Origin of the sequence: Desulfobotulus mexicanus (assembly GCF_006175995.1) — a bacterium.
Classification (GTDB): domain Bacteria; phylum Desulfobacterota; class Desulfobacteria; order Desulfobacterales; family ASO4-4; genus Desulfobotulus; species Desulfobotulus mexicanus.
Window position 1 is genome coordinate 72,224 of the sequence record NZ_VDMB01000006.1, and the last position, 12,165, is coordinate 84,388.

General features: G+C 51.1%; 14 protein-coding genes and 1 tRNA gene. 8 read left to right on the plus strand and 7 right to left on the minus strand.

Translation table 11 applies throughout. From position 1 onward, the window contains the following. The first annotated feature begins 15 nt into the window (after positions 1 to 15). From FIM25_RS06610 to FIM25_RS06640, 7 genes are all read left to right on the plus strand, one after another. On the plus strand, positions 16 to 336 hold the full coding sequence (locus FIM25_RS06610; protein ID WP_139447557.1) for a DciA family protein: 321 nt from the start codon (positions 16 to 18) through the stop codon (positions 334 to 336). After that, positions 333 to 1,055 (plus strand): tRNA1(Val) (adenine(37)-N6)-methyltransferase, encoded by a 723-nt coding sequence (locus tag FIM25_RS06615; protein ID WP_179953213.1) that lies wholly within the window; start codon positions 333 to 335, stop codon positions 1,053 to 1,055. Before FIM25_RS06610 ends, FIM25_RS06615 begins: the two co-directional genes overlap by 4 nt. Before the next feature lie 84 nt (positions 1,056 to 1,139). Then, positions 1,140 to 1,231, plus strand: a tRNA-Ser gene (locus FIM25_RS06620). 97 nt (positions 1,232 to 1,328) lie between these two features. Continuing rightward, complete coding sequence (dnaX, locus tag FIM25_RS06625) at positions 1,329 to 3,302, plus strand: DNA polymerase III subunit gamma/tau (RefSeq protein WP_139447561.1); 1,974 nt, start codon at positions 1,329 to 1,331, stop codon at positions 3,300 to 3,302. Between the two features lie 18 nt (positions 3,303 to 3,320). Then, positions 3,321 to 3,632 (plus strand): YbaB/EbfC family nucleoid-associated protein, encoded by a 312-nt coding sequence (locus FIM25_RS06630; protein WP_139447687.1) that lies wholly within the window; start codon positions 3,321 to 3,323, stop codon positions 3,630 to 3,632. Between the two features lie 55 nt (positions 3,633 to 3,687). Further along, positions 3,688 to 4,290 carry a recombination mediator RecR gene (recR, locus tag FIM25_RS06635; protein WP_139447689.1) on the plus strand — a complete coding sequence of 201 codons (603 nt, stop codon included), beginning with the start codon at positions 3,688 to 3,690 and terminating at the stop codon, positions 4,288 to 4,290. Continuing rightward, positions 4,280 to 4,753 carry a YkgJ family cysteine cluster protein gene (locus FIM25_RS06640; RefSeq protein WP_139447563.1) on the plus strand — a complete coding sequence of 158 codons (474 nt, stop codon included), beginning with the start codon at positions 4,280 to 4,282 and terminating at the stop codon, positions 4,751 to 4,753. Before recR ends, FIM25_RS06640 begins: the two co-directional genes overlap by 11 nt. On the opposite strand, the gene FIM25_RS06645 is transcribed toward FIM25_RS06640, so the two are convergent. Beyond that, positions 4,680 to 4,952 carry a hypothetical protein gene (locus FIM25_RS06645; protein ID WP_139447565.1) on the minus strand — a complete coding sequence of 91 codons (273 nt, stop codon included), beginning with the start codon at positions 4,950 to 4,952 and terminating at the stop codon, positions 4,680 to 4,682. The genes FIM25_RS06640 and FIM25_RS06645 overlap by 74 nt on opposite strands. Positions 4,953 to 5,019: 67 nt before the next feature. On the opposite strand from FIM25_RS06645, the gene murI reads away from it, so the two are divergent. Continuing rightward, a complete protein-coding gene (gene murI / locus FIM25_RS06650; protein ID WP_139447567.1) occupies positions 5,020 to 5,805 on the plus strand; it encodes a glutamate racemase in 786 nt (261 codons plus the stop codon). Here the strand turns inward: murI and FIM25_RS06655 are convergent. The 6 genes from FIM25_RS06655 to FIM25_RS06680 all read right to left on the minus strand — a co-directional run bounded on the left by FIM25_RS06655 (position 5,769) and on the right by FIM25_RS06680 (position 12,118). Beyond that, positions 5,769 to 6,587: a hypothetical protein gene (locus FIM25_RS06655; protein ID WP_139447569.1), complete on the minus strand. Its 819-nt coding sequence runs from the start codon at positions 6,585 to 6,587 to the stop codon at positions 5,769 to 5,771. The two genes, murI and FIM25_RS06655, sit on opposite strands and share 37 nt — an antisense overlap. 15 nt (positions 6,588 to 6,602) lie before the next feature. Beyond that, on the minus strand, positions 6,603 to 8,342 hold the full coding sequence (locus FIM25_RS06660; protein ID WP_246052057.1) for a chloride channel protein: 1,740 nt from the start codon (positions 8,340 to 8,342) through the stop codon (positions 6,603 to 6,605). Further along, entirely contained in the window at positions 8,339 to 9,037 is a 699-nt protein-coding gene (locus FIM25_RS06665; protein ID WP_139447571.1) for a PTS sugar transporter subunit IIA, read from the minus strand. Before FIM25_RS06665 ends, FIM25_RS06660 begins: the two co-directional genes overlap by 4 nt. A 143-nt stretch (positions 9,038 to 9,180) precedes the next feature. Continuing rightward, the gene (locus FIM25_RS06670) at positions 9,181 to 9,996 is read right to left on the minus strand and encodes a flagellar motor protein MotB (protein WP_139447573.1); all 816 of its coding nucleotides are present in this window, start codon (positions 9,994 to 9,996) and stop codon (positions 9,181 to 9,183) included. Between the two features lie 95 nt (positions 9,997 to 10,091). Next, positions 10,092 to 10,856, minus strand: a complete 765-nt coding sequence (locus tag FIM25_RS06675; RefSeq protein ID WP_139447574.1) for a motility protein A — start codon at positions 10,854 to 10,856, stop codon at positions 10,092 to 10,094. A gap of 278 nt (positions 10,857 to 11,134) precedes the next feature. Further along, entirely contained in the window at positions 11,135 to 12,118 is a 984-nt protein-coding gene (locus FIM25_RS06680; RefSeq protein ID WP_139447576.1) for an HD-GYP domain-containing protein, read from the minus strand. Between the last annotated feature and the right edge of the window lie 47 nt (positions 12,119 to 12,165).

Here is a 12,165-nt window from a genome sequence, read left to right on the forward strand (position 1 = left end):
AATAAATTTTATAAAATGATAAATCAAAGACCAAAAAATAAACGTTTCACCCACATCAGCACAGCACTCAACACAACACTGGAACCCTTCCGCTCCCGCTATGCAAAGGGAGATTTTCAGGAAATATGGGCATCATGGGAAGCTGCCGTAGGACCTGAGATTGCAAAAAACGCAAAACCTGCTGGTTTCCGTGACGGCTGCCTTCTGGTTTCCGTCAGCTGTTCTGTATGGATGCAGCATCTGCAGTTCTTAAAATCCGATATTACAGAACGCATCAATACAGCATACGGATCTCCCATAATCCGGGATATCCGCCTTCGCATCGGACAGCAGTGAATAATTTAACCACAGACAGCCTCGGAAACCTTCATATACAGCAGCACAGCAGAGGCTACCGCTTCTCCATAGATCCCCTGCTGCTGGCCTGGCATACCCATCCCCGTGCAGGAGAACACATACTTGATCTTGGAACAGGATGCGGCATCCTTTCCCTGCTGATGGCACAAAAACAACCGGATCTGAGAATCACTGCCGTTGAGATCCAACCGGAGCTTGCATCTCTGGCCCGGCGCAATGTACTTGCAAACCAAATGCAAGATACCATAAATATCTTTGAAATGGACATGCGGTTTCTCAGTCAGAAAAAACTCTGCGGCCCAGTTGACCGCATTCTCATCAATCCTCCCTATTACCGAAAAGACTGTGGCCGTACCAATCCGGGCAGCGAGAAAGCCGCAGCCCGCCATGAAATATATATAAATCTTGAAGAATGGACAAAACTGGCTGCCTCTCTTCTGAAAACCGGAGGCAGACTCCATTGCGTTTTTCCAGCTGAACGCTGCGCAGAAGTGCTTTATGCCATGACCATAAGCAGGATAATCCCGAAAAATATCCGGAACGTCCACTCCACAGCCCAAAGCCCGGCATCCCTTATCCTTGCGGAAGGAGCCCTGGGTGCCGGACAAGGATGCACTCTCGCCCCCCCGCTTATCCTTTACAAGGCCCCGGATGTATACAGTGATGAGGCGCGACAGATACTCTGGCCGCAAATTTGAACTTTTTTCCATTCTCCTGTTGACAGAGGAGCCAAAAGCAAGTAATCACTCACTCCTGTCTGACACGCATATGTGTTCAAACAAGGAGAGGTGACCGAGCTGGCTGAAGGTGCACGCCTGGAAAGCGTGTGTACGTCACAAGCGTACCGGGGGTTCGAATCCCCCCCTCTCCGCCACAAAAATACTGCCGTTAAAATTAAACCCTGCCCTGCGGCGGGGTTTCTTTATTTAAGAGCCTCCACCCCAAAATACATCTACGGCAAGGAGTTCACCATGTCCTACCTGGTACTGGCCCGCAAATACAGATCCCAGTCTTTTTCGGAAATCATTGCCCAGGAACATGTAACCCGGACCCTGCAGAACGCCATCCTTGCCGGCCGGGTTGCCCATGCCATTCTTTTCTGCGGTCCCAGAGGCACCGGAAAAACCTCCATCGCCCGTATTCTTGCCAAAACCATGAACTGCTCTGAAGGTCCGGCCCCCTCCCCCTGCAATCAATGCCGGTCCTGCAAAGAAATCACTTCAGGAAACGGCGTGGATGTAATGGAAATAGACGGTGCTTCCAATAATTCCGTGGATCAGATCCGGGATCTGAGGGAAAGCCTTGGCTACATGCCTGCCCACAGCCGTTACAGAATCTACATCATAGATGAAGTTCACATGCTTTCCACGGCAGCCTTCAATGCCCTGCTCAAAACCCTTGAAGAACCACCAGCCCATGTACTGTTTTTCTTTGCCACCACAGAGCCCCATAAGATTCCCCTGACCATTCTTTCCCGGTGCCAGCGCCACGACCTCCGCAGGGTAGCCACACCGGCGTTGACCGCCCATCTCGCCATGCTCTGTGCATCGGAATCCGTATCCATAGAGGAAGAAGGCTTAGACATGATAGCAAGGGAGGCGGACGGATCCGTCAGGGATGCCCTGAGCCTTCTGGACCGTGTCATCGCAGGGCTGCATGGAGCACCGGCTGCAAGGGAAGACGTTGCCGCCATTCTGGGGCTTGCTGCCCGCAGTCAGTCCTTTCGTATGGCAGAAGCTCTTTTTAAGGGAGATACGGCAGACACCCTTTCCATCATAAGGGATCTCCATGATTCCGGCGTGGATTTAAAAAAATTTCACACAGACCTTTCCACCCACATCCGCAACCTTCTGGTGGTTAAGGTGGAACCAGCAAAATGCAGGGAGATTCTGGACCTGCCGGAGACTGCCGTAAAAGCTCTTCTGGATCAGGCATCCCCCCTGACCGGGCACTATCTTTCAAGGCTCATGGATATACTAATGACAGAAGAGGGAACCATGCGCCACGCAGCCCACCCGAGGCTTGCCATGGAAACACTGATGCTTCGCTGTCTTCGCATTCAGCCTGCCCTTTCCATTGACCGCCTTGTGGAAAGACTGGATGCCCTGCGCAATGACATGCTTCAGGAAACGGAAAAAACCTCCACTTTTTTGAATCCGGTTCTCCTTTCCCCCGCCCCGGCAAATCACTCCCTTCCTGCATCCGGATCAGGGCATAATAAGCCCCATGACGTCCTCGAAGAAGACAAAAAAAACATAAAGCCGGAACCCGGACCCGCTGCACACGCCATGGGCACAAAACCAGCAGCAGAACTTCCACCCGCCATTCCCCATGCGCAAAAAAATACTTCTGCCCCGGCACAAAAGAAAATCAGCCCCCCCATTGCCACCGGAACACCAGTTAAAAATAATGCTCCGCCCTCCACAAAAAACTCCACGGCTTCCATGGCATCCTCTATACCACCTGCCATGGATTCTGACTTTATGGACATGCCCGAAGAGGCCCCATGGCCCGACACACTGGCAGAACAACCTGAACACGAACCCCTTGCTCCACCCAGCAGAACCATGGCTCCGGAACAGGCATGGAAACTTCTTGTGGCAGATATCAGAAAAAAGAACCCATCCCTTGGAGAACTTTTTGCCACCAAAACAACCTTGAAAAAGGTTTCTGATCAGAGTATTCACATTGAGGTTCAGGGATCAGGCTTCTCCGCGGCAAGGCTTGGCAATGACAAAACCCGCCATCTGTTGGAATCCCTTACCGGAAAATTTTTCGGCAGGTCCCTGAAACCCGAAATCACCACATTGGAAAGTGATTCTTCAGAATCCCTTCGAAATCAATCCGAAAAAGAACATTTACGCAACGATGCCACAACCCACCCACTGGTACATGATGCCCTTGAAATCTTCAAAGGCAGGGTTGCGGACATCACATTCCTTTAAGGAGGCAAAATGAAAGGCATGGGCAACATGGGCCAGATGATGAAGCAGGCCCAGAAAATGCAGCAGCAAATGGAAAAAATGCAGGCGGAAATGGCAGATAAAACCGTAGAAGCTTCTGCAGGTGGTGGGATGGTAAGGGTTGTGGCCAACGGAAAGCAGCAGATCCTTTCCATTCATATGGAAAAGGAAGTAGTAGACCCTGAAGATGTTGAAATGCTGCAGGATCTTGTTCAGGCAGCAGTCAATGATGCCCTTCAGAAATCCCAGGAAATGATGGCTGCAGCCATGGGCCAGCTTACGGGCGGCATGAAAATTCCGGGGCTTTTCTGATTATTCTTTTCAAAAAAACAGCTTACAGGCTGCCGTGCTTCAGCCAGAGGTATCCATGCAGCATTATCCGCCTTCGGTCATTCAGGTTATACGACAGCTTGCAACCCTCCCCGGAATCGGCCCCAAAACCGCCGAACGCCTGGCTTTGCACCTTCTCAAGGCTTCCGGGGATGAGGTCAGGGGGCTGGCCCAGAGTATTCTGGCCCTGAAAGCCAATGTACGCCTGTGTTCACGCTGCTTTGCCTTAAGTGAAAGCAGCATCTGCCCCGTATGCCGTGACCCTGCAAGGGACACGGGGCTCATATGCGTTGTGGAGAGGCCTGCTGATATGATGGCCGTGGAGGCTGCTTCCGGCTTCAAGGGCGTTTATCACATACTTCAGGGAGTTCTTTCTCCCATGGATGGCATCGGGCCGGAAGACATCCGGATACGGGAGCTGATCCTGCGCATCCGTACTGAAGAGGTAAGGGAAGTCATCCTTGCCACAGGAACGGCCGTGGAAGGAGAAGCCACCGCAGCCTATATTGCTGAACAGCTCTCAGGTCTGCCCATCCGGGTCACCCGTATCGCATCGGGCATTCCCATGGGGGGGGATCTTAAATACATTGACCAGGTAACCCTGAAAAGGGCATTGGAGTCCAGGCGTCATGTCCCATGAAAATCCTGTATTTGATTGCAAGCAGTGCGGCGAATGCTGCGTTGGCTTTGGCGGCACCTATGTAAGCAGTGAAGACATCCTTGCCATTGCCGCCTTTACCGGAATGCCCGAAGACACCCTGCGCAGCGGCAGCTGTCAGGAATCGGCAAACGGGACAGTCCTTGCGGTGGACAATGAAAACCGCTGTGTTTTCCAGAAACAAAAAATCTGCAGCATCCATCCCGTCAAGCCCAGAATGTGCCGTGAATGGCCCTTTATACCTGCGGTTCTGCGTCAGCCCGGCAACTGGCGGCTCATGGGAGATGCCTGTCCGGGAATCATTAAAGATGCGCCTCCCGAAACCGTATATGAGCAGACCCTTGCGGAGCTGCAAAAAACACGGCCCGGATTCACACCGGAGAAAGCCACTGCTCCGGCGGATGCACCTGATAAAAAGCCTCTCCATTCCGGACAAAAGGGGTGATAATATTCTGTGTTTCCAAAACCTGCAGGGCCCTGTTCAAAACGTCTTCTCCCTGATTCCACACGACCAGCAGGCGTTCCAAAGACATGGTTCCCTCTTCTACGGCAAGGCCGCAGCAGCACAGATAAGCAGAAATGGTATCCACATCCAGCCCCCTTGTAAAAATCTTCTGACTCATGGGGTTGGTATCAAATTTCATCAGACATTCCTTTCCAGCCCGCAGCTCCCCATCTTAAAAAAGGACAGGGCCACTGAAAGCAGCATCCATGATTGGTATTTTTGACTCCGGCATCGGAGGCCTGACCACAGTCCGGGCCATTATGCAGAAACTTCCCGGTTACGATATTCTTTATTATGGCGACACTGCCCGTATGCCCTATGGCTCCAAAAGCCCTGCAACGGTTCAGCAGTATGCCATGGAAAACTCCCGTTTTCTTGTGGAAAACGGGGCTAAAATAATTATCATTGCCTGCAACTCCGCAGCAAGTATTGCCGTCGATGCAGTGAAAGCATCCTTTGATCTTCCGGTTTTTGAAGTAGTGGACCCGGCAGTAGAGGCCGCCCTTGCCTATCCCCTGCCCCATCGCATCGGCGTTATCGGTACCCGTGCCACCATCGCATCGGGCATCTATGAAAAAAAAATCAAGGCCCTGAACCCCGATGCCACAGTGCATTCCCTCCCCTGCCCCCTGCTGGTCCCCCTTGTGGAAGAGGGCTGGCTGGATACGCCGGAAACAACGCGAATCATAAAAAAATACCTCCACCCGCTGAAAACCAGACAGATCAGAAGCCTCATCCTCGGATGCACCCACTACCCCATTCTCGAAAAACCCATAGCCAAAAAAATCGGTAAAGGGGTCCGCATCATAGATTCAGGAAGCTGTGTGGCCGATACCGTGGCACGTTACCTGAAAGAGCATCCAGAGACAGACAATCTGCTGACAAAAAACCACAAGCACCGTTTTTATGTTTCAGATATTACGGAGCAGTTTGAAAAAACTGCAAGAACCATGCTTCAGGAATCCATATCCCTTTCCCACATCCGCATGTAAACCTTCTGCGCCTGCGGCCCCACAAAGATGCAGGCGCCGGGCAGCCTTCTGCGCAGTTCTTTTTTAAAGGTGGAAAAAACACTTTCCCGAAACCAGCCCTTTCCTGAAGCACCCATAATCATAAGAGCTTCAGGAGGAACATCCATCCAGAAGTCATTTCCTTTATTACCCGCAACCATATGACGGACATGCTCCTTAAACGATGCGGACTGTATTACAGGAATGGAACCCTTAGTAAAAACATCGAGAGGCAGCCCCGTATTTTTGGCAATTGCAAGCCCTGCAGCCAGCACTCCTTCATTTTTTCCATCTCCTGCATAAAAAACCGCCAGGCTTTTCCAGTCTCTGCACACAAGGGAAGGTATCAGAACAGAAAAGGGAGCCACAGCTGGCAATCTTCTCATCCCGAGATCCGAATATACAAAATGCCGTGCAGAAGACGGAACCGGGCAACTCATATAATCAAAATCCACAGGCACATCGGGCAGATCCGGCGTTGTCCTGTGGTGAATTTGAATAAAATGGGCATCCAGCCCTGAGCTGGCCAGTATTTCCGATGCCCTTGCCTTACAGAGTTCCCTTTTTCTGAGATCTGAAACATCAATATCAAGATCAAGATCCACCTGAACCACCCGCTTTTCAAAATACATAAGAAATCTGGGGGTCTCCGGAATATACACCACAGGTGCAGCGCCCAGCATCCGGCAAAATAAAGCCGTCTGCAAAAGAGCCTCCCTGCCCACGGGTGTGTCCTGATAAACATGAAAAAAACGTGGATTCACAACCGTCACCAGCCTTTACTCATCGCTTGTCTGTACCCGCAACTCCTTGCGATAATGATCCAGAAGGGTTGCCTTTGAAATCATCCCCATAAAACGATGGTCAGCCACCACAGGCATACTGAAAAGCCCCTGCCTGTCCATGATTTCCAGAGCATCCTTAAGCTCATCATCCGGATGCACCACCATTACATTTCTGTGCATCAGCTGCTCCATGAGAATGGTATCGTAAAGCATCTGATCCATCAGATAGGGCCGCACATCATCCAGATGAACCATACCAACAAAACGGCCCGTTGCCGCATCTTCCACGGGAAAATAATTTCTCCTGGAATTTTTCAGAAGATGAACAAAATCCCGCAGAAGCATACTTCTCTGAACAGGAATGCAGTCCTTTTCCATAACTTCAAAGATGCGCAGATCCAGAAGCACACGGCCATCGGTTCCCGGCCTCAGAAGCTCATTCCTTGCCACAAGATCTTTGAGATAAATGGAGTGCGGCTCACCGTAGCGACAGAGAATGGTGGAAAAGGCAGACACCACCATCAGGGGCAGCACCACCTCATATCCACCGGTAATTTCAAAAATCAGAAAAATTGCCGTTAAAGGTGCCTGCAACACCCCGGCCAGAAGCCCTGCCATACCCAGCAGGGCAAAGCATCCCTCATTCACCCAGGACACGGCAGGAAAAAGAAAAACTAGAATTCTGTGATACAAAAGGCCGGCCATGGCACCCATGACAAGGCTTGGCGCAAAAATCCCCCCTACACCACCCCATCCCAGGGTGAATGCCGTAGCAAGCATTTTGGCTAAAAGTATCAGCAGCACAAAACTAATTCCGGCGGAAAACTCCCCTGCTATCATTTCCCTCACAGCATGGTATCCTTCCCCAAGAACCACAGGGAAAAAAATACCGATAATTCCCACAAAAAGCCCTCCCATACCGGCTTTGGCCCACAAAGACAGACGAAGGCGGGAAGCCACGGAAATGGAAAGTCCATGCATCCTGCGCATGCCCCGCATCAGAATAATGGCAACAACCGCCGTTACCAGGGCCAGACCTGCGGAAGCCAGGGTATCATGCAGCTGAATACCGAAAATGGCACTTTCAAAGGGAATCTGATTTCCCTGTAGCCTGCGGCTGAGCTGGGTTCCAGTAACCGCTGCAAGGGTAATGGGCAGAAGATGACTGCTGCGCCACTGGCCCAGAAGCACTTCCATGGTAAAAACCATGCCAGCCACCGGGGCATTGAAAATAGATCCAATGGCACTGGCGGCTCCGCAGCCCACCAGCACAACCCTTTGCCTTTCATTAAGCCCAAGCACCCTTGCTATATTGGAACCAATGGCTGCACCACTCATCACCACCGGGGCTTCCGGCCCTGCGGAACCTCCGCTGCCTATGGTCATGCTGCTGGCAAAAATCCGGGAAAAGGTGGAACGCAGCCGGATAAGTCCCCCATGGCGGCTTACGGCGTAGATCACCTCAGGCACTCCGTGCCCTCCGCCTTCCCGGACAATTTTTTCCATGAAATAAACAGCCGCAGCAGCACCAATGGCAGGCAGAAGAAAGGACCAGGCCCTCTGCCGGTATCCTGAAAAAAGGCCTGCCACCATTTCTATCATATGATGCAGCAGCACCGCAGCCAGCCCGCCAAAGATCCCCACAACTATGGCCATCAGCATCATAAAGAGGCGCGGATCCATGTGAGTTCTCAGCCATGACCATCCTTTTTTCATCCATGCCGTCATATTCATGGACGGTTCACCTGTTTTCCCGCAAACACCTTCTCCTTCGCCACCAGCATTTCCAGCAAGGTATTTTTTTCGGGTTTTTCCATAAGAAGCCCATACACTTCCTCATCCCGAAGGCAATGGGAAAGGCGTGAAAGCAGATGCAGATGCGTCTTAACATCCCTTGCCAGCAGCAGAAAAAATACAAAAACCCGATGACCGTCTATGGCTCCGTAATCCATGGGATCTTGAGGGAAAGCTGTGATGATGCAGGATTTTTCAGGAAAATTATCCAGCGGCACCCTCGGGTGGGGGAGGGCAATACCCCTTCCAACCCCTGTGGACACCATGGCTTCCCTTTCCAGCAGTCTTTCCAGCAGAATCCCTTCCATGGCCTGGGGAAGAAGGGGAACTCCCCTTACCATCTGCCTTAAAAGATCTTCTTTTCCCTCACATTGAAGATGATGCATGACAGATCCCCGCTGAAGGGCAGCCCCCAGACCTTCGGAGCAGAAAAGCCCTTCGCATACACCATCCTTCTCCCTGATCCTGAAAGAGATATTGTGCTGCCTTGCCCAGCGGGCAAGGGTTTCCTGCCGGAAAACACAGAAATTATCCATAAGTACAACGGGAATACGTCCCTGACGAATCCAGCGTTCCAAAGTATGTACAGGCAGATCAAGGCTTGCTGCCGTTTCCTGAAGACTGATGCGTTTCATTTTTTTCTTCCATTTATGTCAAGGGGGCTTAACAAAGAAAACGGCAACAGACCATGCCGTTGCCGGTATTGCATTTCTTATCCACTGGAGCCGTTTTCTGGTGCTGAGCTTTCCCGTAAAAAAGCTGAATAATCAGGCTTTTTCTACTGCTGCCGCAGCACATCACCAATACTGGCCCGTTCATAGATGATTTCCACCCGGCGGTTCTTCGCCCGCCCCTGGGCATTGTCGTTGGTATCTAAGGGCCTGTATTCACCAAAACCCTGAGCTGTAAGCATAAGGGGATTCAAGCCTCTGTTAATGAGAAAGCGAACCACCTGGGAAGCCCTTGCCGTGGACAACTCCCAGTTGGAAGGGAAAAATGCCGTGGTAATGGGAATATTGTCCGTATGCCCCACCACTCGGATGGGATAACGAAACTGCTTCAGTACCTCCGCAAGCTTACCCATAATTTCGGCCCCCTCCGGAACCATGGTGGCCTCACCGGAGCGAAAAAGAACCATATCTGAAATGGTTATCACAGCCCCAACATCACTTTCACGCACCTCCACCATGCCCCCCAGCCGGTTAAACAGCACAAGCTCCCGCACATCGGAAACAATCTCCTCCAGCTCCTTCTGAACCATGGCTCCCAGCTCATCCACGGCTTCCCGCTGCTTTTCACGGGGTTCCGGGCTGCTGGGGTCCATAATCAGTCCCTCACGGGTTCCGGCTTCGGGTATGGTCTGCACGCCAAGGGCCGTGCGCAGAGACTGGATGATTTCCTTGAACACCTCATCCTGTATGGTACTCATGGCAAAGAGCAGAACAAAAAAGCACAAAAGAAGGGTCATGAGATCGGCAAAGGTTGTCATCCAGCGGGGGGAGCCGGACCCTCCCTCTTCCTCTTCTTCATCGGATTCAGGCTGGACCAGGGCAGAAGAATCCTCCTTTTCTGATGCAGCTTTTTCTTCTGCCATGTCGGCTCCTTTTTCCGGTAGCCCCCCATGAACCCTCTATGTTCACTAATAAAAAAAGGGGGGATGGACTTTAAAATAAACAACTATCCTGACTTCTATTTTTTATCCTGAGCGGGCTTTGTGTTCACAAGAAAAATAGTAAGCTTATCTTCCATGAGTCTGGGGTGCTCCCCTTCCCGTATGGAAAGTACACCTTCATATATAAGCTTCATGTTGAGAATTTCCTCGGCTCCGCGTACCTTCAGCTTATCCGCCATGGGCAGAAAAAAAAGATTGGCCATGACAGCACCATAAAAGGTGGTGATCATGGCAACAGCCATTTTAGGACCTATGGTTGCCGGATCATCCAGGGTCGCCAGCATCTGCACAAGACCAATGAGGGTACCTATCATACCAAAGGCCGGTGCATAAGTACCCATAACCGTAAAAAGGGTGGCACCGCTTTTGTTATCCTTGGTCACCATGGTCATTTTCTTCTGCATTATGGATGCAATATCTCCTGTTTTCACACCATCCACCGTCATCTGCAGGGCAGAGGCAAAATAAGGATCTTCTATGGACTTAATATCCCCTTCTATGGAAAGAAGCCCCCCCTTCCTTGCCTTGTTGGAGATCTCAACCAGACGCACAACCAGATCTTCGGGCTTTTCCAGCTTAAACATGAAAATCCGCTTCATGGCCTTGCCCACCTTGGCAAAATCCTTCATGGGAAAAGCCACCAGGGTGGCCCCAATGGTTCCGCCGATGACAATGGCCATGGAAGGGGCGTTAACAAAAAGCCCGATGCCGCTTCCCAGAAGAATACCCATGAGAATAAAACCCAAGCCCGCCACAAGACCGACAATGGAAGCAATATCCATAGAAAAACGCCCCTTGATTTGTAATCAGAACGAAAAAAATCCGATACACCATTCCAATGCATCTTTAAAGAATATACTCTGCACGGCAATTTTTAAAGCACCCGGCTTCATTGAATAATCATGGAAAAACTGTTGGACTCGCGGTTCAAATTTTCAAATGGTACACGGGTGACCGTTAAGAGTATAAGATCCTGCATTTTAATGGATACCCGGACACATAAATTCCGTGTCAAACGCATCCCCTTGATGCACTTATACTTACAGAATTTCATAAAAATTCAAAGCAGATTTCCACGAATTACCTGCAATTCTTCTTTATAAACACGGACCATATCATCCAGAGGCCCTGCACCGCTGTATGCTGCAAGCCACTCCAGATGCCTTGAGGTCACAGCCGTTCCTTCGGGCAACAGCATGGCTCCAGCCCTTGCATGAACGGGTGCCGCCAGTATCATACCGGGTTTAAGATCCCATATCCGGATACGAAGGCTTTCTCTTTTCTGCTCATTATTATCACCTGCAAAAACACGCAGGCCTTCAATCACTGCCGGATCCCACAGGGCCTGACTGCCAAGGACCAGAAGCACATCCTCAGGACTTCTGCCTTCCTGCAGCATCTCTTTGTATGCCAGCACCGCAGAAAGAATCCGGCTTTCAAGGGGTATGGCCTTTTTTTTCAAACAAAGGGGGCCGCCACTGCCATCCCAGCGCTCGCCCATGCAGCGGAGAATCCGGGCCACCCCGGAAAGCCCGTCCATCTGCTCCAGCATACGGGCCGAAGCCAGGGGAACCTGAACCATGCAGTTTTCTGCCGTGGCCTTATAACAGAGATCCGACCTTTGCCTGTGAACCTCAGGCACATGAAAAAGACCCAGCCTGTAAAGCCTTGCCGCCTGATGCAGCCTCCAATTCTGACCTGCATCAAGCTCCAGAGTTGCGGCAAGGGCCTGGCAATGATCCGGCACAAAGCTCCCTGCCTCACCCAAATGGAGATCCTGAAGAAAAACAAGAAGTGCCAGGGTATTTTCTATGGATATCCGTCGTTTTTTTCGAAAACTGCGGATCTCTTCCTGCAGGGAAGCCCTTTCTTCAAGGAGCAGCCGGTTGCGGTCAAGGGCATTATCCAGAAGAGCCTGCACCTGTCCGAAATGCTTTAAAAGGCGCAGATGCTTTTCCTTCAAATTTCCAAAGGCCTGCTTTGCTTCCACAAGCTCTCCGAACAGGGCCTTCATTTTTTTTCTCTCTTCGGAAATTTCTTGCATAGTCTCCCGGCTGAACCCGCAAGGCCAAATAACGTCAAATAAAGACA